The organism is Gloeothece verrucosa PCC 7822 (genome assembly GCF_000147335.1).
Lineage (GTDB): Bacteria > Cyanobacteriota > Cyanobacteriia > Cyanobacteriales > Microcystaceae > Gloeothece > Gloeothece verrucosa.
The window spans coordinates 5,321,467-5,344,917 of the sequence record NC_014501.1 but is presented as its reverse complement, the minus strand read 5'-3'; the positions used below and the strand labels follow the sequence as shown (position 1 = coordinate 5,344,917).

The following is a 23,451-nucleotide window of genomic DNA, read 5'->3' as shown; positions in this document are numbered from 1 at the left end:
TTTTAGAGGTAAAAATGTCCCTTGGTTCAAAAATTAATTGGCGGCGGATTTTAGTGGTTTTTCTCGTACAGGTGGCTGTCCTATTAGGCCTAAATTTTGGCATAGGATACCCGAATCAAGCTTTAGCTCAATCGGTAAATGCTGAATCTGTAGCGACTCCATCCGGTTTACTCGATGAGGCCGAAGTGGAAGCCGCTAAAGAAAAAAGAAGAGAAGCACAAGCTCAAAGATCAGAAGAAGCCGCTAAAAAACGGACTCGAAAATATGCTAAAGGTGACCTGAAAGACAAATTAAATTTAGATGAACCTTTACCAAAAAGTACCCAAAAATTTATTAAGCAAATTCAAGGAGAAGAAGACATTAACAATCAAACCCATCCCCAAGATAATTAAATCAATCAAGTCTATTGATGATCAATTGAAAATCGCCCTCATTACTGATAGGAAAAGTAATGAATGAATAGTGAGGTGGGTTACCGATTTTACCGATTAATTAATCAGGGTGACTCACCTCATTTTGTTTTTGCTGTATGCCTTAAATTATCAGGAGAAAACCCGATGAAAGCAGTTTGTTGGCACGGGTATCAAAATCGTTCTTAAACCCTAATTATCGCTTTTTACTAAAGCCTGCTACAAATATTAAGCATTGGTAAAAGCTGAAAAAGTAAAGGGGAATATCGGTGATATTTTTTCCCTTTACCCGATCTCAATAGACAAAGTTTATGCCGGTCAGCTTATCGATAATTCTCACCTCGATTTTTCTCTCAATATCTTCCCTTTGATTATTTCTTTAGATAGAGAAAATTCGCTAAAAATTTAAGTTGAATAAAAACTATCAAGGCTAAATTATAGCGACTTCAACAGTTATAAAAACCTTGATTATTGTGCAGCAACAAAATAAATTTTTCCTGAAAGATAAAGAGAATATTTGCAAGGTTTAGCTTGTTAAAGTGCTGCAAAATCGTCAAAAAAGATTATTAAAGAGGTGAAAAAAAATGAGATCCCAAGATATAGCAAACATGGAAAATAATAAATCAGAGCGGAATGTCGCCCTAGCTCTTGGCTTAATTTTCTTTATTTTAGGAGTAGCTGGTTTCTTACCTTCTTTCCTATCTCTCCCCAATGATGCAGGTATTCCAATTCAAGCCGAACCGAGTCTTTATAGTAAAGGATTTGGCTATATATTTGGGGTATTTCCTACCAATCTGATCCACGATTTCATCCGCATTTTAGTCGGATTAACGGGAATTATTATGTCTAGAGATACTCAAGGAGCGCGGGTTTACTGTCGTGTTTTTGCTTATCTTTATGCTCTAATCGCTATTCTCGGAATATTACCTTTCGGTAAAACCTTCTTTGGCTTAATGCCTATTTTCGGTAACAATGTTTGGTTGAATGGTTTAACAGCCGCTATTGCCGCTTATTTTGGTTTCATCAAACCGATTTCAGAAACCGGAGAGGTGGCTGTCTCTCCTCCGGAAATTATCAAAGAAAGATAATCTATTGTTGCGAAAAAAAGGGGAAAACCTAATCTTCCCCTTTTCATATATTTCAGGGCGATTCTGGATCAAGTTTTTTTCGGGAGAAAAGCCATCGGATTAACTGCCTGTTGTCCATTAGGATGAACCTCAAAATGCAGGTGAGGCCCTGTACTAAAACCGGTGCTACCCATTTGAGAAATTAGCTCTCCTTGTTCTACCTGCTGACCTTGGCGAACCATAATGCGGCTATTGTGAGCATAGAAGGTAATACTACCATCCGCGTGTCTAATCTTAACAAGGTTACCATAGCCGCCAGAATTCCAGCCAGCAGAAATCACTTCACCGGCAGCCGCCGCTACAACCGGAGTTCCTACAGGAGCAGCAATATCAACGCCTCTGTGCATTCTGCCCCAACGCATTCCATAGCCAGAAGTGAGAACGCCTTTAGCCGGCCAGATATAGCCATTAAATTTAATGGGAGCATTAGGCAAATATTCATCAGGGTTAGAAAGACCCGGCAATTCAGGAGATACCGTCTCTCCTACCGGAATTTTGATGCTGTTATTGTACTGCTCTACATCTGCCGGAGCGGCGCTAATAATTTGTCCTGAGATATTTTGTCCACCAAGCTGAGAGGGAGAATTGTTGGCGGCACTTTTACGCAGACGGTCTTTATCCCATTCAGGATTGCGAGATTGAGACACCACTGGGGCATTATTAAAAGCCTTGGGAGGTTCTACCTCAAGCGGAATAGGTTGAGAATTTTGATATTGTTGTTGTAAATTGGCCACATCTGCCCGTAGTTTATTGGTATGAGATTCGGCCGCTACCTCCACAGGAATTTCGATCGCGCCATTGGCTTCAGGAACATCGCTCATCTCCTCAGATGAAGAATTATACGGCAAACGACTCACCAAATTGGAAGGAACCGAATTCGTTGCGCTTTCTGTTGGCAGAGGGGGTAACGGGGAAGCCGTGTTATTACGAGTTAAAGGCAGACCTGCAATAACAGGGGTTTTCGAGCCGGGTTTGGAACTACTAGAAGCAACGGTAGGAATCAATAAAGGCTGATTAATTTTAATTAAATTGGGATTAGTGATCTTATTGGCTTTTATTAATTGAGCTACCGTAATGCCGTTTTTACGGGCAATAGTATTAAGGGTATCTCCCACTTGAACGCGATAAAATTTTTTAGCAGGGGCTTGCTCTACGCGAGGTTGGGACATGTCTAAAGGGGACACAGTCCTAGCTGTCTGGGGCGGCTGAACTTCTAGTTCTATAGCTTGTGGGGAGTTGGCACTGGAGTTAGCAACAGTAGGTTGGGGGACAGGTGACGATGAAGAGGTAGAAGAATCGGTATTTGTTTGTATTTTTGAAAGATCAAGCGGTTGAGAATTGGTGGGTTTTAGCTTAGATAAATTATTGGGTGTCGCCAGAGGAATCGGTTCTGATGCCCCATTATTGAGAACTTTAGGGGTTGATGTAGCGGTGTTAATCGAGCTAGAAGAATTCTGTTGGCTGTTGTCTATAATTTGAGGAGCAACAGAGGTATGAGAATCAAACTCAGCTTTAGGCATCTCCACAGGAATTTGGATTGCTTGTTGATCAACCGCATCAGATGATTGAGCAATGATTCCAGATGATCCTTGAGTAATTGCTTCTGCCGATGGATTAACATCAGCTACTTCTGTGACAATCACTTTAGTTTGGGATTTGGCGGTAGAGTCTTCTGATCTCAGGGCCACTAAGCTTTCTTGTAATCGCTTGCGAGTTTCCCTCAAATTAGTTAGAGAAGCTTCTAAGTCTTCAGTGCGGAACTCGTTCGGCCCCCCAGCCTTAGCTGTCTTTGGCTGAGAGTTATTTGTTGGGGTTGACTTAGTATCAGGTAAATCTTGCGAAGGAATTTTGATCGATTGTCCGGCCACTAAATCAGCTTGTAAAGGAAGATTATTAGAAGCCGCGATGGATTTCGGATTGATTTGATATTCTTCCGATAACTGCCACAGGGTTTCGCCTTCTTTTACCTGATGTTTCAAGGCCGGTGGGGTCAATTTTGTTTGGGATTTCCCTTGTCCGTTGCTAGAGTTAAGATTTGCCAGAGTTACCTCAGAAGATGAAGAACCCGTTGCCATAGCTGGTTTGCTTTGATTCGGCAAAAGTATGCTGGTAGCACTCATAGAGATAGCCAAACCAATCATTGCTGCTGAACAACGAACTCTACGGTATCCTTCGCTGGATATTGTATTGCTAACCGGCACTTGGGCTGATAAAGAAATCTTCTTTTCAGGGAACTCGGCCAGACAAACGGGAATAGGTGTAACCTTGTGCATAATTGCCTCTTTCAAACAAAACCTCCTAGTGTGTGTGTAAAGAGCGTTTTAAACGTCTAACAGATTTATTTATTTTGTGATGTCAATTGGTTAAATCATCCCATCTTTTTGTTCAAGTAGCTCCAATTGTTCAGTAAGTTGATATACTCTAGATATATTTAGCAAAGGTTAGCTCCTTTTGCCAAATTAGGCAAGTCTCCTCGGTTAAGTTCTGTGTTTCCTTGTCAGTGTAGAAATTCCTAGGAATGACTAGGAAGACGACTAAAAACAAATAAAGTTTCCCTGACAAATCCATTGATATAAATTTCTTATCATCTCTTAAAGATGACGTAAGCTAATCAGCTTCCCGTAAAATCTCCAAGCTGACGTTTGGCTTCAAATAATCCCACAGCAACGCTAACCGAAAGGTTGAGGCTACGGACTTTTGGCTCCATCATGGGAATATAAACAGTGGCATCACAGCTAGTGAGAAGATTCGCGGGTAACCCTTGAGTTTCACTGCCAAACAACAACCAATCGTCCGACTTAAACGAATATTCAAGATAACTCTGATGCCCAGATACACTAAAGCCAATTAGACGACCGCCAAATTTTTGATGAATTGTCAGGAAGTCTTCTAAATTAGGATGATAATATAAACTCACTAAAGGCCAGTAATCCAGCCCTGCTCGCTTGAGATAACGATCGCTAATTTGAAACCCTAAAGGGCCGACTAAATGTAATTCTGTAGCCGTTGCCGCACAAGTCCGGGCAATATTTCCAGTATTAGGAGGAATTTGAGGATGAACTAACACCACCCTAACCATGATTAATTAAATCTTGATTAATGATCAATTATTAGTTTACCTGTCTGATTGTTTGGTTAATATAGACACAAGTAGCATCTCCACCTAGTTATCACTCCTAAAGTATAGATTTTACAATGCTCTCTGAAATTAAAGACCTTGCCCAAACCCTAGCTCCTAGACTGGTTGAAATTCGCCGCCATATTCATGCTCATCCTGAATTAAGCGGACAAGAATACCAAACGGCGGCTTATGTGGCGGGTGTATTGTCATCGAGTGGGCTTCATGTGCGAGAAGCTGTGGGCAAAACCGGCGTGGTGGGAGATTTACGCGGACTAGGAACCGATCAGCGCACGCTCGCCATTCGCACAGATATGGATGCTCTACCCATACAAGAACGCACTAATTTAGACTTTGCTTCTTGTAAACCCGGCATTATGCACGCCTGTGGTCATGATGTCCATACTACCGTCGGTTTGGGAACGGCGATGGTGTTATCTCAGTTATCTGAACCCCTCGCTGGTCATGTGCGTTTTCTGTTTCAACCGGCTGAAGAAATTGCTCAGGGCGCAAGCTGGATGGTTCAGGATGGGGCGATGGTGGATGTTAATGCTATTTTTGGGGTTCATGTGTTTCCTTCGATTCCTGCTCGTTGTATCGGCATTCGTTACGGGGCTTTAACCGCCGCCGCCGACAGTTTAGAAATTTATATCCAAGGAGAATCCGGCCATGGCGCTCGTCCCCATGAGGCCAAAGATGCTATCTGGATCGCTTCTCAAATTATTACCACGCTACAACAAGCCATTAGCCGCACTCAAAACCCCCTGCGCCCCATTGTCTTAACCATTGGACAAATTAGTGGGGGAATTGCTCCCAATGTCATCGCTGATCAGGTCCGCATGGCCGGAACAGTGCGCTCGCTTCATCCGGAAACTCATGCGCTTTTACCTGAATGGATCGAAAATTTGGTGGCTAATGTTTGCTTGACTTACGGGGCTAAATATGAAATTAATTATCGTCGTGGTGTCCCCTCAGTCCATAATGATAGTACCCTGACTCAACTTTTAGAAGAAGCCGCCCGAGAAGCTTGGGGAAATGAGTATGTCACTATTCTCGAAGAACCTTCTTTAGGCGCAGAAGATTTTTCTCTCTATTTAGAACACGCCCCCGGTAGTATGTTTCGTCTGGGCGTAGGCTATCCCCATAAACAGAATCATCCTTTACATCATCCGGAATTTGAAATAGATGAATCGGCTATTGTTACCGGTGTGGTGACTCTCGCTTATGCGGCTTATAAATACTGGGCCAATGGAAAAAAAACAGATTTTCTCAATGGAGCCATGATTTAATTAAGCCGGGGTTAAGAAGCGACTTTTTGGCCCAACTCTTAAATATCATGGCAAGATCCAGATATGGGCACCGCTATCTTAACATTTGATGGACTGGAATTATTGGTTGAGCTTGATGGTTTGTTTTTTTTGTCTGGCCTTTCTGGTGCGGATTTTTCGCGCTTCTCCTAGACAAAATTTAGGTTGGATCGCCGTTTGTTCAGGAATTTTAGGCATTACACTTTTAATGTTATATTTAGCCCCGATGATCGCCGGATTAACCGGTTTTGTCTTCTGGGGAATTTTGCTCGTAATTCCGAGTTTAGGCTTTTCCAGGGTTAAGCGCCTAGTTTACCAACAAAAATATGGTCAAGCTAGTCAACTGATGTCTTGGTTGCGCTGGTTACATCCGGCTGATGGATGGCTAGATCAACCTCTTGTTTTCTTGGCACTAGATGCGGCTCAAAAAGGGAATTTAAACCAAGCCGCTCAATTACTGCAACGTTATGAAAAATCCCCTTACCATTCACAAGTTTTACTCTACTGGATTAAGGCAGATTGGAACAACTGTCTGGCTTGGTTTAATCAGTCTGTGCCTAAGTCAATTTTATTAAAAGACCCTCTGTTAATCAGTTATTATCTGCGCTCTTTAGGGGAAACGGGCGATTTAAATGGGTTAGTACAAGGACTAGAAATTTTTGAAAATTTTTTGGTCAAAAAAGGAGATATTATTACCTACAATTTAGGGATTATGTATGTTTTGGCCTTTTGCGGTCAAACGTCACAGGTACGACAATTATTTAAGGGGGTTTTATCGGTTTATTCTAAAAATTTTCAAACTTTTTGGATTCTCACCTCTCAAATGATCGCGGGACAAGAAGAATTAGCGCGTCAGCAATTTTTGAATTTACGATTAACTGAAGATTTAATTCTCTGTAATGCTATTGAGTGGCGTTTATGTCATCCTCCTAAAATTCCTAATCTGGTTTTAGATCAATCTTCTCGCCATATTATTTTTCGGTTAAAACATATAATTGGTCAAGAATTTTCGGGGCGAATTAAAAATAAGTTTACCTTGAAAAATAGTTATATGACTTTAATTTTGATCGCCCTAAATTTAGGAGCTTTTGCCCTAGAAATTTATCAGGGAGGAAGCGAAAATCTAGATATTTTATATAATTTAGGCGGCTTGGTTCCTCAAGAAATTTTGGCCGGACAATGGTGGCGAGTGGTGACAGCCAATTTTCTTCATTATGGTTGGTTACATCTGGCGAGTAACATGATGGGACTGTATTTTGTGGGCCGTTTTGTTGAATTAGCTTTGGGCAAGTTCCGCTATCTCCTGGTTTATTTCTTCAGTGGCGTAGGCGCGATGACTTTGTTTAGTTTACTGTCTATTAAATTGGGCAATACCGGAGAAATATTAGTCGGCGCATCAGCCGGAATTATGGGATTAGTTGGGGGGATTTTTGCTCTGTTTGTCAGGGACTGGTGGCAAGAAAAATCTCCCATTGCTACCAAAAGATTACAAGTGATCTTTGTGGTAGTTTGCTTACAGTTTATTTTTGATAGACTTGTTCCTGAAGTGAGTAGTTTAAGTCATTTTTTGGGTCTAGTTATCGGTTTTATTACGGGAGGGTTATTATTAATCCATCGGCAAGAGGCAACAGGCAAAAGGTAATAGAAAAGGGCTTGCCGTATTTTACATTTCTTAACAAGCCTGTTCAAAGTTTGTTAAAGATGTAAATCTTCAAGTTTATCTCTAGCGACTGAGGTAGGATTTTCTAAAAATAGCGCCGCTCTTTTAGCCGTTTCGCTTGATAGCTTAATCTTTTTAAGGATAACTAAGCCATCTTGGATAAAAGAATCTCTAACTAAAATTTTTTCTCCCTTGTTAAAATCTGTCTCATAAAAAACTTCTTTTATCCCTGAAGAAATAATTAATTTTAGGCAAGATATACAGGGTTCAAGAGTCACATAAATAGTGGAACCATTGGTATTAATACCATGTTTAGCCGCTTGGGCGATGGCGTTAGCTTCTGCGTGAACGGCGCGAGAGGGTAGGGTACTAGAAGCATCACAGCTAGTTAACCCAGGATAGCAGAATCCTTGGGCAGTACAATGAACTGAACCAGTAGGAGAACCATTATAACCGGTGGCTAAAACTTGTCTATCTTTAACGATCACTGCACCCACTGGGAAAGCTAAACAGGTGGAACGAGTAGCGGCAAGTTTTGCGATCATTAAAAAGTATTCATCCCAGTTAGGTCTTTGTTCTTCCAAATAGGTCATGCTGCTATCCCAAAACTAGATTAGAGATCTTTAGTGTATCTGAAATGGAGCCAGTCAATTTTGCACCACAGCACGACCCCTACAAGCTAATTGACCTTTTTGTAGACTCAGTTGTTCTAAGGCGACATCAGAACCTAAATCAACCTGAAACGGTTTTAAGCTTAAATTAGCCAGTTCGGGAACGATTTCTAGGTGTTTCGGTTCGATTAGTAATGTATGAGCATCCAGCAAACTTAGCCCTGCACCAAGGGTTAAGGGTAAGCTATTAGAAGATTGATCGGTGATCACTCCCTCTAGCCAAAACTCATCATCATTAAGACTTACCTGTTCCCAAGTAATCTGATAATTTTCTAAAACTTGCTTAGGGTTAGCAATACCATTGAAGTCAAGGAGATAGACTAATAAATCAGTAAAAGCATTGGAGAGGATAAACGAAGACAGGGAATGATTGATGTGGTCTTGCTCTAAGTGTAACTTACCTGTAACTTGTACCGGTTCTAAGAGTCGAAAAGGTTTTCCCTTGATAATTTGCCCAATATTGATGCGAATATTTTCTCCTTTAAGGTCCACTTGTCCTAAATGTAACCCTTGATAGACGGCACGACAACTATTGATAGAGACTCCAGGTATATAACCTTTGAGAATTTGGCGATCATGTCCTTGAATATTAATCTCTAACTTTTCTACCTCTTCAAGCAGTGATCGCAACCATAATCCTAGCGCCGGTGACAAAACTCTACGGATCAGGTCACTTTGAGTATTAATCCACATAATAATTATTCACTCCTTATCACACCAAGTTAAATTGTAGCTTAGTCGCTTAACTTAACAAGTTATCTACACTCACCTGAAAACCCGTTAAAATTAATTGGGTGCTGACGGTATCCCCAGAAATATAGATTTGTCTTGATTGCTCAGTTATGATAATTATCCAGCGATTTTCAGGAAATAACAGCCAAACTTCCCCACTTCCAGACTGTAAATATTCCTGCGCTTTAGCAATAACTTCCTCGGCTAAATCTCTCGGAGAAACGATTTCAGCAGTTAGAGGAAAACTTTGAGGGAGGACTTTCTCATGGCCATAAGCTGCCACTAATTCAGGAGTCAGGTAGGCGACATCGGGGGAACGTCCTTGTTGATTGGTGCGACAAGGAACATCTGTATAGACTTCTCCTGCTGGTTCGTAGCTATTTTGATAATTTCTCCACAGAGTTGCGAGTTTCGCTTGAATTTTACTGTGTTTTAGAGTCATACCCTTTTTTTCTACTATTTTCCCATCTACCCATTCGCTATGCGGCGGAGGATTTTCTAACCAGGTTTCTAGGGTGATGGCGGTTGGTTCAGATGAAACCGCAACAGATGTTACCATTGTTGATTGAACTCCTGTTATTGCAAATTTTGGCTTGATAACCTCGCTTTAAGGGCGGCTTTCTATAGACTTAACATAGTCCCTCAAAACTTCCGACATAGTGACATTCAACTTTTTTGCATAGGCCTTCAGCTTTTCGTATTCTAGCTCGTTAACATAAAACTGAATTTTCTTTTGTCTTGTCATGATTTTTTAATCGATGATATACTCTTATATAGGAATATACCATATTCAACCATCAAATCAAGGATCAGTACCCCATTGACCTGACAAAAAACCAACAAATAACCAGGAGTTATCTAAAAGGCTTACTGAGTTAAAAAAGACTGAAGAGAAAGCCGTGAGGGTAATTTAGATAAGTATTGAAATTTTTTCTCAGATATGTGGAAATTTATTAGCTTTAATTGGTTAACTTGCGTTTTGCTGTTTTTATTAGTTGTTTCAGGATTGCTGAATTTTTCGTTATTTAAAGAGAGAATAGACCTTTTCCGTAAGCTGAATAATATAAGTTTAGATCCAGTGGATATGAATCACTTTTATAAAATTGATCAGCAAGAACGTCAGAGTTCTCTAGAACAAGTGCAACCCATTGTAGTTTTTTTCGGCGATTCAAGAGCGGCGGCTTGGACAACTCCTAATTTAAAAACCTTTAAATTTATTAATCGGGGAATTGGCGGACAAACTTCCGCTCAAACTTTATTAAGATTTGATGCTCAGGTCAGGGATTTATCACCTGATATCATTGTTTTGCAAGTGGGAGTTAACGATTTAAGAATGATTCCCTATCCCCCTAAAACAAGACAAGATATCATTAGAAATTGTCAGCAGAATATAGAAAAAATTATTAACAAAGCTCAATCTATTGGGGCAACAGTTATTATTACTACGATTTTTCCCTTAGCCAAAGAAGAAATTCCCTTTAACCTAAAATGGGTTTGGGAAGAAGCTGATCAAATTGCTCAAGGGATTGATGAGGTTAACCATTATATTCGAGCGCTTGAGCAGCCGCCTAATCTAAAGGTTTTTGATGCTTACAAAATCCTCGAAAAGCAAGGTAAAGTCCAGGAGACTTATGCTGAAGATTTGTTACATATCAATGCTGAGGGATATAAACAATTAAATCAAAAACTGACCCAACTTTTTCAGGAAATTAAGCTATAATAAGTTTATCTTCTCAAAAAAGAGTTAATGTATTAGTAAATTCTCAATCCGACTCTTACCTTTTGCCTCTTGCCTTTTAAGAATGACATGAAGCGAGCCATTAAGTTGATTCTAATGCTAGTGGGAGTTTGGCTAGGCATTGAGCTAGTCAGCCGCCTAATTGTGGAAACGCTATGGTTTCAAGAACTGGGTTATTCCTCCTACTTTTTAAAACGGGTATTCTGGCAGTTCCTGCTTTGTTTTAGTATTACGGGAATATCTACTATTTTTCTGCTGGCTAACCTGCGCTTTGCTGAACGTCATAAGTGGCGTTCAATTCCTGAACCTTTAGGGCGCAAAGATCAGTATTCTAAAAAAGCTCAAGATCAGCAGTTAATTTCTCAGTCGGGAAAAAGTTCTCGCCCCCAATCTATTGCTATTCGCTTACCTTGGTTGTTGTTATTGGTGGTGGGATGCTATGCTCTGACTGGGTTCATGTTGTTTTATTATACTCAAGTTGCCCTTCAGGTTTGGACTCCTGAATTTAATTTACCGAATTTAAATCCTCCCGTGTCTTTTTTTCAAAATATTAACTGGATTGGGGATTTAATTCCTGAGCTTCCTAAAAATTACCGACAGTTATTAATTTTTCTGGCAATTCTGATCATTCTCTTTTTAAAAACCGAGTTTTGCCTGCAAATGATCGCTCTGATACTGAGTCTTTTATTTGGCTTAATGATTGCAGGTAAATGGTCCGATTTTTTAAAATATTTTTATCCAATAAATTTTCAAGCATCTGATCCAGAATTTCATCTAAATATTAGCTTTTATATTTTTAAATTGCCGGTTTTTGAATGGCTATATTTTTGGCTGTTTAGTCTTTTTATTTATGGATTAATTTCTGTTAGTCTGACTTATTTACTCTCTGCAAATAGTTTTTCTGAAGGGAAGTTTCCCGGCTTTTCTCGTTCTCAATTACGCCACTTATACGCCTTATGGGGCGGAGCAATGGCACTTCTTGTTTGGCGGCATATTCTCAACCGCTACGAGTTAGTTTATGATCCGCGAGGCGTAGTTTATGGTGCTGGTTATACAGAGGTGAATATCAGACAGTATGTAGAAATTGGCTTAGGAATTATTGCCGGACTCAGTTCCTTTTGGTTATTTTATAAGTCTTTGACTGGGGCATCCAGATATAAATTAAATTCTAATTATCCTGCTTCAAAAGTTAAACAAATTTCTTATTATGCTTTAAAAGCTTGGTATAAATTACCTTTTTATCTTTGGTATATTTTGCTTTATTTATTAATTTTAATATTCGGCTATATATCGAGTGAAATTGTTCAATTAGTCTGGGTGCAGCCGAATGAATTAGTCAGAGAAAAACCTTATATAGAAAGAAGTATCGCCTATACAAGGTCCGGATTTAATTTAGATAAAATAGATGCTAAAATTTTTGAGCCGCAAGGGACATTAACCGCAGAAGATTTAAAAAATAATGCCTTGACAATTGATAATATTCGTCTTTGGGATACTCTGCCTCTTCTGCAAACTAATCGTGAGTTACAACAAATTAGATTGTACTATAAATTTCCTAGTGCCGAGATTGATCGTTACCGTATGAAAGTAGCATCAACCGGTCAAAATAATCTTCTTATACCAGATATAGGCAACACAGAAAAATATCAAAAATCTACAGACCACCAGGCACAATCCCTTAAAACAACTCCTGAAAATCAACAGGTAATTATAGCCGCTCGAGAATTAGATTATGAAGCTGTACCCGAACAAGCAAAAACATGGGTCAATCAACATTTAGTCTATACTCACGGCTATGGATTTACACTCTCACCGGTTAATTTAGTAGCTGAGGGAGGATTACCTTATTATTTTGTTAAAGATATCGGCACCAGTACCGATCAAGGAGCATTGCGTACTTCTAGTGAATTAATTCAATATAGTATTCCCATTACTAAACCTCGGATTTATTATGGTCAATTGACGAACAACTATATTATGACTTCCACTCGAGTTAAAGAACTAGACTTTCCCAGTGGAGAAGAAAATGTTTATAACACCTATGATGGGACAGGAGGAATTAAAATAGGTTCTTGGTGGCGGCGGGGATTATTTGCCATCTATCTCAAAGACTGGCAAATGATTTTTACTCGGGATTTTCTCCCAGAGACTAAATTATTATTTCGTCGTCAGATTAGTGAGCGGCTTGCCGCAATTGCTCCTTTTCTACAATATGATCGAGACCCCTATTTAGTCGTGGCTGATGCTCAATTAGAAGAAGGTTCTATTTCAGGAACAAAAAATACGCTTTATTGGATTATTGATGCTTATACCATCAGTGATCGCTATCCTTACTCTGACCCCGGTAAGAATAAATTTAACTATATTCGTAACTCGGTCAAAGTGATCATTGATGCTTATAACGGCGATGTAAAATTGTATATTACTGATGTTAATGATCCGATTATTCAAAGTTGGAATAAGGTCTTTCCTAGTATGTTTCGGCCGCTTGATGAAATGCCGATTAATCTGCGTACTCATATCCGTTACCCAGAAGATTTATTTAGTACCCAGTCTGAACGCTTGCTCACTTATCACATGACCGATCCTCAAGTCTTTTACAACCGAGAAGACCTCTGGGAAATTCCCAAGGAAATTTATGGCAATAAAGCTCAAGCGGTGTCTCCTTATTATCTGATTATGAAACTTCCCTCTGCCACCAAAGAAGAATTTATCATCCTTAATCCCTACACCCCTAGAAGTCGTCCTAATTTAATTGCTTGGTTAGCTGGTCGTTCTGATGGGGAGCAATACGGAAAACTCCTGCTTTATCAATTTCCTAAACAAAGACTGGTTTATGGTCCTAATCAAATTGAAGCGTTAATTAATCAAGACCCACAAATCTCTCAACAGATCTCTTTATGGAATCGAGAAGGTTCTAAAGCTTTGCAAGGTAACTTGTTAGTTATTCCTATTGAACAATCTCTGCTCTATGTTGAGCCATTATATATAGCGGCTGAAGAAAACGGTGTACCTACCTTAGCGCGAGTGATTGTTTTTTATGAAAATCAAATTGTGATGGCCCAGACTTTAGAAGAGGCCCTAACAGCTATTTTTGCGCCGGATCAATCTTCTACCCCTGCCATCGTTCGCCCAGTAGAAGGGCTTTAAGGGTAATTATTAATTTTTTCTGGGAAATTTAAGGATAAATTAGCCATTGAGTACATCATTATAAAGTGCTTGATAACCTTCTACATTGGGGTGGAGTCCATCGGAACTGAGATGCGCTCTTACCCAATCTCCTCCGCGTGCCATCCACTTTTCAAAAATATCAACATAGGGAATTTGGCGAATTTGACAAGCTTGTTTGGTGGCTTCTTTAAAACGATATTGATCGATATGATTAAAGTAAAAACAATCTAAAAAAGGCATTTTGGCTTCATCGACTGGTGTCATGCCCACAAAAATTACTGGACATAACTGCTGTGCTTGGTCTAATAAACGAGAAATTTGTAGTTGAAATGTTTCTAAATCAGTAAATAAACGTCCATCTCTTCGCCCTAAACGGGGTGAATCATTCAGCCCTACTGAAAGAATAATTAAGTCAGGAACACGATTTTTTAATTCCCCCCGATAGCGATACTCTTGTTCTAATCGCTCGGCCACTTGAAATGTCCGGTCTCCGCGAATTCCAAGATTGTATAGTACGTGACCCTCAGTTTCTGTTGACATCCAATGGCGGCGCAGGCGTTCAACCCAACCCCCTCCCACTGGATCGCCGTATCCATAGACCAAACTGTCCCCTAGAGCCACCACTCTAAGGGATTGCTTGGGCAATGCGTTTAAAGATGTAATTCGACGATGAACAATAGCTTGCATAAATCCAAATCAGTATGTACTTATACTTAACTGCTTAGTTTATATTCTTACATTAATTTATATTAAGTTGCTGTGTAAAGGGTCACATTCCTGGTACGGGGGTAATTGAATCAAGATAGAAACTAAGCAGCTATTAGCTTTCAAGAATTTGATTTCCTCCTGTCCCCAGATTAACTTGTGATTAAAATTTTTGCCAATTGTTGTGCTTGCTGCCGGATTTCACGTACAGCAGTAGTTTCCCATAAGCAGCCTTTTTGGGGTGGACCGAGGGTATAAAGTTGTTCAGAGGGTTTGCCATTGGCGTTAATGAGTGCCCCATGATTAGCGACATCCAATCCTAGATGTAAAGGATCAGGGCGTACTAAACCATTAGCTAATAAATTAATCATGATAGGTGCCTTTAAGGAGCGATAATCACATTCTGCTCCTGTACAATTGATCACCACTTCAACGGGTAATTGTAATAATTCTTTTCTTCCACGAGGACGCACAAACACATTAATGTTTTTACCCTCTGGTTGATACTTCTGAACTCGTCCGGCATACAGCGTCAATTGTCCAGTTTCCATCAGGTTTTCAAGCATCTGAACAAGGCTGGGAATGGCTCGATGACGGTGGATTTCCCAATAAGGACGCAGATGACGTAAAAAACGCCGCTTTTCGGCTAAGGGCAGAGATTGCCAAAGGGTTTGGGTGTGAGGACGCAGAGCATTGAAAACGCTACGCCAATCATAACCGAGTGAATCAGCTTGCGCTATCTCTTGCCGCACCAGTCGCATTAAGCCCCGGATAGTAGTAGGCGGCTCGATGTTTTCTAAAAAATCAGCATAAGCGGCTGTGGGTTGATGGGGTTGAGGTAATAACCCGCGACGAGAAACCCCATAAATTTGCCCTTGGTGTCCCTGATGATTTAACGCCGCTACGATATCCATCATCGTTAATCCAGAACCTAGCAACAAAATCGAGCTTTTAGGGTTTAATGAGCCTAAAATGGGCAGAACGTCCCAAGAGGTAAAATAACGCTGACTTTCTTTCAATGAGGCATTAATCCCATGAGGATGACTTGGCGGAAAATTGCCTAAAGCGAGAACCACTCGATCGGCGGGTATTACTTCCCCATTGCTGAGGCAAACTTCTAATTGTTTTGCATCGGGTTTAACGCTGATGGCTTCGTCGGATATCCATTCTAATTTTACGGTTGCGTTTGCTTGTTTTTGTGCCTGGGCCAGCAAAAAGCGAATGTATCGACTATAAAGTTGACGAGGAACAAAGGCATCTTTTTCTATAGTTGAGCGAATATCTTTTAACCAGCACCAAAAATGATCGGGTTGGTCGGTAAAAGCACTCATTTGTCCGGCTGGAACATTCAGTAAATGGCACTCCCAAGGGGTACTATAAGCCACTCCTACATTGATGCGGGGACGCGGTTCGATGAACTTGATGGTTAAGGGACCGGTTGCCAGTTTTAGCAGATGAATAGCGACCATTGAGCCGCTAAACCCACCACCGATGATAGCAATTGTTAAGGGTTGAGACATCAGCTTTTATCTTAAATAGGGTTTGGTATGAGGAGTGACGGAGTTTTGGGTTGGAAGATAAAAAGACGTTTGAATTTAAATTGTTTTCTATTTGTATTGTATTTCATTTGTGTTTAAAGTCAAGCCTTCAGGTCTCAAAAAGTGTAGGGACTGGGCTTTGGCGAACTGGATTTTTTTGTTCATGAATAATGCAGGCTAAGTTAGAATAAACGAGAAAATGGCATCAATTGAGCCTATGACGACGCGAACCCTCATTAACACCGAATGTCCCCGTTCCCTGGCAGAGGTAGATTTAACCCCGCGAGGCCGGGTTCATCCTAGCCCGCGCAACTGGCGAGATCAGATTTTCTACCAATTATTGCCGGATCGCTTTAGTGACGGACGAGAGAACGAGCTACCCATGTTTGATTACCGTCATCTTGAAACCTTTAAAGTCAAAGATAAAGCAAGTTGGATGAATGCGGGGAACCGATTTACTGGCGGTACGCTGCGGGGGATTACTGACAAACTGGACTACTTGCATTCTTTGGGTGTCACCACCCTGTGGATCAATCCTCCCTGGAAACAACGTGCCGATCTGGAAACTTATCACGGTTACGGGATTCAGAATTTCTTGGAGATCGAGCCGCGTTTCGGCACAAGTCAAGACCTGCGCGATCTGATCGATGCCGCTCATGATCGGGGAATGTACGTCATTCTCGATATAATTTTTAACCATTCTGGAAATAACTGGTTTTATCGTGATGAAACCACCGGAGAACCGAGGGATACCATGCCCTATCGCTTCTCCCCGCCCTATCCTGTTCACGGATGGCGATCACGTGAGGGTAAGAGTATCCCCGAAGCGATCACTCTTGAAGATGGTGTGTGGCCAAAAGAATTTCAAAATATTAATGTTTATACCCGATCAGGCGAGATCGGCGATTGGGGGGTCGCGGCGTGGGAAGATCCCCTCAGTCCCTTTGTCCAATACCGACGCGGTGATTTTTACGACCTCAAAGACCTAAATTTAGAACATCCCGATACCCTGCCGCTTGTCATCAAAGCTTACCAGTATTGGATCGCCCTCGTTGATGCTGACGGTTTCCGTCTCGACGCGGTGAAACATATATCGCCGGTGGCCTGTGGAATTTTCTGCCGCGCTATCCATCAGTTCGCGGACTCCATCGGCAAAGATAATTTCTTTATCACCGGCGAGATCACAGATCCGGGTATTGCCCCTAGCTATGTGGATCTTTTCGGTCGCAATCTTAACGCGGTTCTCGGGATCAACCGATTACCCAATGTATTAACCGGAATGGCTAAGGGACTGCTTCCCCCGAGCGATCTTTTTTCCGCGTTCGATGATCAACAGTTGACAGGACTGGCCTTACAAACAGGACAGTTTATTGTCAGTGTTCTTGATGATCACGATATGTCCTCGCGGGGGACGAAAGAACGATTCGCCGCTAATAATCCTGCGGTGGATCTTTATCAACAGGTTGCTCACGTTGTCGGGATTCAACTGACTATCCCCGGTATCCCCTCGATTTACTACGGAACCGAACAAGCTTTCGACGGCAATGAAGGTTATCATGATTACACGGTTGAACCCCGTCGCTTTGCTGAGGATCGCTACGTGCGCGAGGATATGTTCGGGGGGCCTTTTGGGGCTTTCCAGACCGCAGGCTGTCACTTTTTCAACCCGGATCACCCGACTTACTTGCGAATTGCGGCGATTGCCCGTTTACGGAACAGTCAAACGTCGGTGGGGCGAACCCTACGCCGAGGTTTTCTCTATCCCCGCGAAACTTCCTATGCCGGTTATCCTTTCACTATACCCCCGCAGGGCGAGATAGCCGCTTGGTCGATGGTACATTACAATACTGAGGTTCTCGTCGTCCTCAACACCAATGGAGTCGAAAATCGTGGGGCCGACGTGACGATCGATGCCTCTCTGCATCCGGCCGGTTCTTATCTGACCTATCTCTATCGCGGTGATTGGAGTGATGAGGCACTCAAAGGTTTGCCCCCGAAAGAAACAGTCGCCGTCGATTATCATGCTGATGGTCGCGCTACGATACACATCGATCTCCCTCCGTCAGGCATGGCGATTCTATCACTTAGCTTTGACTCAAGTTTTTAGAGCAATTATTTGCCTATTGCTATAACTCCAGAAAAAGCTTGCAATTGTAGTGTTAGCCTTTGATCATCCCAGCAATTGGCAGAATCAGAGCTTAATATCAGATGAGCATTAGTCCAATTGAGAAACTTTAAATCGATGACTTTGCTACTATTATTGAGGATGACTGCATAGTCTCCACAGACATAGCCATAAATCTTTTGGGGATTATCGATCAACAGTCTTTGTCGTTGTTTCCAAATCTTGGCATTATCGCGCCGAAAGGTAATTAACTTTCGGTAAAAGCTAAGTAATTGCTGGTCTTGTTCTTCATGCCGCCAAAGCATCGGTAAACGAGATTCTTCTAAAGGTCCCACTGTGGCTATTTGACTTAAACCGATTTCTGTCCCGTAATAAATAATAGGTGGTCCGGGTAAGGTAAATTGACAAAGGGCTGCTAATTTTAATTTCCGTCGATCACCTTTGACGATCCACAAAAAGCGATTCATATCATGATTATCTAAAAAGCTCGGTAGCACTAAACTGGAATTAAAATAAGCAAAATGTTGCTCTAATGCTTGATCAAACTGACTCACGCTTAAGGTTTCAAAGGCAAAAAATCCCCGCAGTAATTCTAATAACTTAAAATCTAAACAGCCATCCATTCGTCCGCTATAAGACCGTAAGGCATCAGGTGTGCTAGTAATTTCGCCAAGGGTGATACTATCGGCCCTAATAGAACGGGTAGCGGCTCGAAATGCTGACCAAAAAGCGTGCGTCACCCCGTGAGCATAGTCTAAGCGAAAACCATCAGCACCACGTTTTAACCATTGACAAGCGTGAGCGATAAAATAAGAACGGCATTCAGGATAGTCGGAGTTAATTTCGGGTTGTCCAGGAACATCAAAAAAACAGTCATATACGTCAGGCCACTGCTGAAAGCGAAACCAATGATAGGTAGGATTATTCGCATCAGTTTTTGCCGCTATAAAGGCAGGATGTTGGTTAGATATATGATTGACTACATAGTCGAGAATAATTCTTAAACCTTTTTGATGCGCTTGTGTTACCAGAGTGTCCCAATCAGTTTCCTTACCTAAACGAGGTTCAATTTGATCGTGTGCAATGGGGTCATAACCATGATGGGAAGGACTCGGAAATATCGGCGTTAACCAAAGACAATTTACCCCCAACTCTTTTAAGTAATCTAATTTTGAAATGATTCCCTCAAGAGTGCCACCATAAAAACCATTGCGCGTTGCTGGCGTAAAAAAGGATTGACCGGCATCAGGGGCAAAACGATCTACAAAAATTTGATAAATGACGGCCTCTTCTAACCAAGAGGGAATTGATTCAAGATCGACATAAAAACCGAAAATTTGTGGAGAGGGTAGTCGTGCTTGCTGCTGTAGAGCTTTGATATCATACTTAAGTTGATCCACCTCTGCTAAAGATTTAATCGTTTGCCAATCCACATAGGGACAGTAGATTAACTCTCCAGTGGTGGTAATGGCGGTAATTAGATACTGTACATGAGTCCCCTGATCTTGTCCTGGGATTTCTCCTGACCAAGTTTCTAAGTAGCCCCATTGCAGAGTATCCCATTTTAGTTCTGTTCTGACTAAGGGCAGATTTACCACAGCAGCATTGTCTCCATCCCAAGTAGGCAGACTTCCATCTGTAGTGTAATATAATGTTACAGATGTGACAGCCAAATCGGCTCCTACCCTAACTTGAATGCGGATTGCTTCTTGGGGTTTAGGATCTAGAGGTAGAATGCCATCATGTTTGAGTCCCAATTTGTCGGTGCAGACTTGTTTTAAACGGCCGGCAGGCGTTGAAAGGGAGCCAAAGATAAATTCTGGAAGTTGGGAGGATTCGCCACTCATGAGTAAAATTATTTAGCCTACTCTGAAAATAAATTTTCGTTCGTCGTGCTGAACTCTAAAATAATCATAGTCTAAGCTGTAGACAACCCACCCATTTTACAAGCCTTAGTGCGGGGCTTTCAGTAGCTCTTGAGTAATAATAACTTATTTAATTCCCTAAAGTTAATTTAGCTCAAATTTTGGGAATACTATGAGTGTAACCCCTGAAAAAAACTATGTCTAAGTCTAAAAGTCGTTGCTTAGAAATTGCTGAATACCTCTCGATAGTTTCCTCTGTGGGTGGAATTGTGGTAACAGCTATTACTAAACAGGTTCTTTTCTCCGTAAGTCCTTTGACTTTAGCGATGTTTTTTAACATTATTAATCGACCAAGACAAATTAATAATGAAATTATTGCGCTCACTAATGAATCAAATTTTTTTCGCTCACAAATAAAAGAACAAATTCAGCAGTCGGACAATTATCTTCTCAAAATTAATCAAGATTTAACTAATAAATATGAAGAAATGCTTCAAAATAGTCAAGAATGTTTATCAAATATAGAAATTTCTAAAAATCAATCTGAAAAAGAAATTAGACAATCTGTCAATCTGAATATAGCTAAACTGGAACAGTCTCAAGAGGAGCTTAAAATTTTACAGAATTCATTAGCAGAAGTATTACAAGCTTCAGCATCAGTAAATGAGCGGCTAACTACAGTTGAACAATCCCAACCCGAGTTGAAAACTTTACAAAATTCATTAGCAGAATTGTCCAGTGCTTCAAAATTTGTAAATGAGCGGCTAAATACACTTGAACAATCCCAACCTGAGTTGAAAAGCTTACAGAATTCATTAACAGAAGTATTACAAGCTTTAGCATCGGTAAATGAGCGGCTATCTCAAGTTGAACAATCCCAACCCGAGTTGAAAAGCTTACAAAATTCATTAGCAGAATTATCTAGTGCTTCAGCATCGGTAAATGAGCGGCTAAATACACTGGAACAATCCCAACCTGAGTTGAAAAGCTTACAAAATTCATTAGCAGAATTGTCCAGTGCTTCAGCATCAGTAAATGAGCGGCTAACTACAGTGGAACAATCCCAACCCGAGTTGAAAAGCTTACAAAATTCATTAGCAGAATTATCCAGTGCTTCAAAATTTGTAAATGAGCGGCTAACTACAGTTGAACAATCCCAACCCGAGTTGAAAAGCTTACAAACTTCATTAGCAGAATTGTCTAGTGCTTCAGCATCACTAAATGAGCGGCTAACTACAGTTGAACAATCCCAACCCGAGTTGAAAAGCTTACAAAATTTATTAGCAGAATTATCCAGTGCTTCAAAATTTGTAAATGAGCGGCTAACTACAGTCGAACAATCTCAACCCGAGTTGAAAAGCTTACAAACTTCATTAGCAGAATTGTCTAGTGCTTCAGCATCACTAAATGAGCGGCTAACTACAGTTGAACAATCCCAACCTGAGTTGAAAACTTTACAAAATTCATTAGCAGAAGTATTACAAGCTTCAGCATCGGTAAATGAGCGGCTAACTACAGTTGAACAATCCCAACCTGAGTTGAAAATCTTACAGAATTCATTAGAAGAATTATCCAGTGCTTCAAAATTTGTAAATGAGCGGCTAACTACAGTTGAACAATCCCAACCCGAGTTGAAAAGCTTACAAACTTCATTAGCAGAATTGTCTAGTGCTTCAGCATCACTAAATGAGCGGCTAACTACAGTCGAACAATCTCAACCCGAGTTGAAAAGCTTACAAAATTCATTAGAAAAATTATCCAGTGCTTCAAAATTTGTAAATGAGCGGCTAACTACAGTCGAACAATCTCAACCCGAGTTGAAAAGCTTACAAAATTCATTAGAAGAATTATCCAGTGCTTCAAAATTTGTAAATGAGCGGCTAACTACAGTTGAACAATCCCAACCCGAGTTGAAAAGCTTACAAACTTCATTAGAAGAATTGTCCATTGCTTCAGCATCACTAAATGAGCGGCTAACTACAGTTGAACAATCCCAACCCGAGTTGAAAAGCTTACAAAATTCATTAACAGAAGTATTACAAGCTTTAGCATCAGTAAATGAGCGGCTAAATACAGTTGAACAATCGCAAAAAGATATTCAACAGTTACAAAAATCATTAATAGAATTGGACAAAGATAGGCAATCTCTTGTTCAACGTCTCTATACCTTAGAAACATCGGCTGCCAACTGGAACCAATCAGAAAAACAAATTAAAATTTTACAGGATTGCTTAAGCCAATTTTTAATAATAATCGAATCTATTATTAAAGGTATAGCTAAACTAGAAGAATCACAAAATCATGGGCGTAAGGCTAAACAAGAATCATCTAATCCTCTATTTGAAGATTTATCTAGCTTTACTAAAGACCTCAAAACTTTTGTAGATCAGTTAGAGGATAACACAAATAATTTTGATCGACTTGAGCTAGAGCCAGACATTCTAAAAATAAAAATTTTATTGAAAGAAGTCTTGAATAATTTAAATCCTAATGAATCTGAAAATACCTCAGAAGAAGATGATTACAGTACATTAATTAAGTTTCTGGCTTCTCAACAATGGCAAGAAGCAGATAAAGAAACCTCTAAGAAAATTAGAAAAATTTTAGAAAGGCAAGATAAAGAACGTGTCAGAAAAAGAGATATTCGAAGATTATCACTCAATGAATTACAAAGAATTGACCAATTATGGATACACTACAGCAATGGAAAATTTGGCTTTTCTGTACAGCAAGATTTATGGACAAAACTGGGAGGTAAAATCGGGGAGTTTAAAAATGAAATTTATGATCATTGGGCAACAAAAACCGGATGGCAAGTGAATGGTTCTTGGAAATTATATGATGAGTTAGACTTTAGTATTAATGCTCCTATTGGTCATCTTCCTGCGGTGACGGTAGCATGGTCAAGTTGGGGTACGGCATGGTGTGGAAAGGAAACCGTCAAACTATTTTCTAAGTTTAATTATCATTGCTCAAACTATCAGCAGCAACCAGTAGAAAATACCCAAAATTTTTCTGATATATTAGACACAATAGAACCCAATTTATCAAAAGATATAGATGCAATAGATCAAGGTCTTATCGACATAGCAAAAAGGTTAAAAAATTTGTTCTAAGAGTCCATTTGCAAAACAAATATCCTTCCTTGATGCTCCTTAAAAAGGGAAAATTCAGAAGAGGCAATTTTAAGAAATATCTGTTTAGAGTCTGGTTAATCATCTTTATGGTTAAAACTATAGTAGTTGTCAAATTTTTATCCTGGCTAAATCCCCTTGAATATAGAT

Annotated in this window: 16 protein-coding genes; 8 read left to right on the top strand and 8 right to left on the bottom strand. The window is 40.3% G+C overall.

Going from position 1 to position 23,451, the window contains the following annotated elements:
- The first annotated feature begins 14 nt into the window (after positions 1-14).
- Both CYAN7822_RS23990 and CYAN7822_RS23985 read left to right on the top strand, forming a co-directional pair.
- Positions 15-392 (top strand): hypothetical protein, encoded by a 378-nt coding sequence (locus tag CYAN7822_RS23990; protein WP_013324843.1) that lies wholly within the window; start codon positions 15-17, stop codon positions 390-392.
- Between the two features lie 602 nt (positions 393-994).
- Entirely contained in the window at positions 995-1,498 is a 504-nt protein-coding gene (locus tag CYAN7822_RS23985; RefSeq protein WP_013324841.1) for a DUF4383 domain-containing protein, read from the top strand.
- A 68-nt stretch (positions 1,499-1,566) separates the two neighbouring features.
- On the opposite strand, the gene CYAN7822_RS23980 is transcribed toward CYAN7822_RS23985, so the two are convergent.
- A complete protein-coding gene (locus tag CYAN7822_RS23980) occupies positions 1,567-3,810 on the bottom strand; it encodes a peptidoglycan DD-metalloendopeptidase family protein (protein ID WP_013324840.1) in 2,244 nt (747 codons plus the stop codon).
- 338 nt (positions 3,811-4,148) lie between these two features.
- Positions 4,149-4,616, bottom strand: coding sequence for a tRNA (cytidine(34)-2'-O)-methyltransferase (locus CYAN7822_RS23975; protein ID WP_013324839.1), 468 nt, complete (start codon positions 4,614-4,616; stop codon positions 4,149-4,151).
- Positions 4,617-4,732: 116 nt separating this feature from the next.
- Here CYAN7822_RS23975 and CYAN7822_RS23970 point away from each other — a divergent pair, with 116 nt between their 5' ends.
- A complete protein-coding gene (locus tag CYAN7822_RS23970) occupies positions 4,733-5,944 on the top strand; it encodes a M20 family metallopeptidase (RefSeq protein WP_013324838.1) in 1,212 nt (403 codons plus the stop codon).
- 115 nt (positions 5,945-6,059) lie between these two features.
- Positions 6,060-7,604, top strand: coding sequence for a rhomboid family intramembrane serine protease (locus CYAN7822_RS23965; protein ID WP_013324837.1), 1,545 nt, complete (start codon positions 6,060-6,062; stop codon positions 7,602-7,604).
- Positions 7,605-7,657: 53 nt separating this feature from the next.
- Here the strand turns inward: CYAN7822_RS23965 and CYAN7822_RS23960 are convergent, their stop codons facing one another.
- From CYAN7822_RS23960 to CYAN7822_RS23950, 3 genes are read right to left on the bottom strand one after another with little or no spacing between them, the layout of a single operon-like run.
- Complete coding sequence (locus CYAN7822_RS23960) at positions 7,658-8,215, bottom strand: deoxycytidylate deaminase (RefSeq protein ID WP_013324836.1); 558 nt, start codon at positions 8,213-8,215, stop codon at positions 7,658-7,660.
- 54 nt (positions 8,216-8,269) lie between these two features.
- Positions 8,270-8,986: an LmeA family phospholipid-binding protein gene (locus tag CYAN7822_RS23955; protein WP_013324835.1), complete on the bottom strand. Its 717-nt coding sequence runs from the start codon at positions 8,984-8,986 to the stop codon at positions 8,270-8,272.
- Between the two features lie 49 nt (positions 8,987-9,035).
- Positions 9,036-9,584, bottom strand: a complete 549-nt coding sequence (locus tag CYAN7822_RS23950; RefSeq protein ID WP_013324834.1) for a Uma2 family endonuclease — start codon at positions 9,582-9,584, stop codon at positions 9,036-9,038.
- A 525-nt stretch (positions 9,585-10,109) separates the two neighbouring features.
- Between CYAN7822_RS23950 and CYAN7822_RS23945 the strand changes: the two genes are divergently transcribed.
- Positions 10,110-10,745 (top strand): SGNH/GDSL hydrolase family protein, encoded by a 636-nt coding sequence (locus CYAN7822_RS23945; protein WP_245602636.1) that lies wholly within the window; start codon positions 10,110-10,112, stop codon positions 10,743-10,745.
- 69 nt (positions 10,746-10,814) lie between these two features.
- Positions 10,815-13,913, top strand: a complete 3,099-nt coding sequence (locus CYAN7822_RS23940; RefSeq protein ID WP_425365329.1) for a UPF0182 family protein — start codon at positions 10,815-10,817, stop codon at positions 13,911-13,913.
- Positions 13,914-13,952: 39 nt separating this feature from the next.
- On the opposite strand, the gene CYAN7822_RS23935 is transcribed toward CYAN7822_RS23940, so the two are convergent.
- Both CYAN7822_RS23935 and CYAN7822_RS23930 read right to left on the bottom strand, forming a co-directional pair.
- Positions 13,953-14,621, bottom strand: coding sequence for a GDSL-type esterase/lipase family protein (locus tag CYAN7822_RS23935; protein WP_013324830.1), 669 nt, complete (start codon positions 14,619-14,621; stop codon positions 13,953-13,955).
- 170 nt (positions 14,622-14,791) lie between these two features.
- Positions 14,792-16,159, bottom strand: a complete 1,368-nt coding sequence (locus tag CYAN7822_RS23930; RefSeq protein ID WP_013324829.1) for an FAD/NAD(P)-binding protein — start codon at positions 16,157-16,159, stop codon at positions 14,792-14,794.
- A 217-nt stretch (positions 16,160-16,376) separates the two neighbouring features.
- Here CYAN7822_RS23930 and CYAN7822_RS23925 point away from each other — a divergent pair, with 217 nt between their 5' ends.
- Positions 16,377-18,284 (top strand): alpha-amylase family glycosyl hydrolase, encoded by a 1,908-nt coding sequence (locus CYAN7822_RS23925; protein WP_013324828.1) that lies wholly within the window; start codon positions 16,377-16,379, stop codon positions 18,282-18,284.
- Positions 18,285-18,289: 5 nt separating this feature from the next.
- On the opposite strand, the gene CYAN7822_RS23920 is transcribed toward CYAN7822_RS23925, so the two are convergent.
- The gene (locus CYAN7822_RS23920; protein WP_013324827.1) at positions 18,290-20,149 is read right to left on the bottom strand and encodes an alpha-amylase family glycosyl hydrolase; all 1,860 of its coding nucleotides are present in this window, start codon (positions 20,147-20,149) and stop codon (positions 18,290-18,292) included.
- Between the two features lie 215 nt (positions 20,150-20,364).
- Here CYAN7822_RS23920 and CYAN7822_RS34840 point away from each other — a divergent pair, with 215 nt between their 5' ends.
- Complete coding sequence (locus tag CYAN7822_RS34840; protein WP_013324826.1) at positions 20,365-23,283, top strand: GUN4 domain-containing protein; 2,919 nt, start codon at positions 20,365-20,367, stop codon at positions 23,281-23,283.
- Positions 23,284-23,451: the final 168 nt, after the last annotated feature.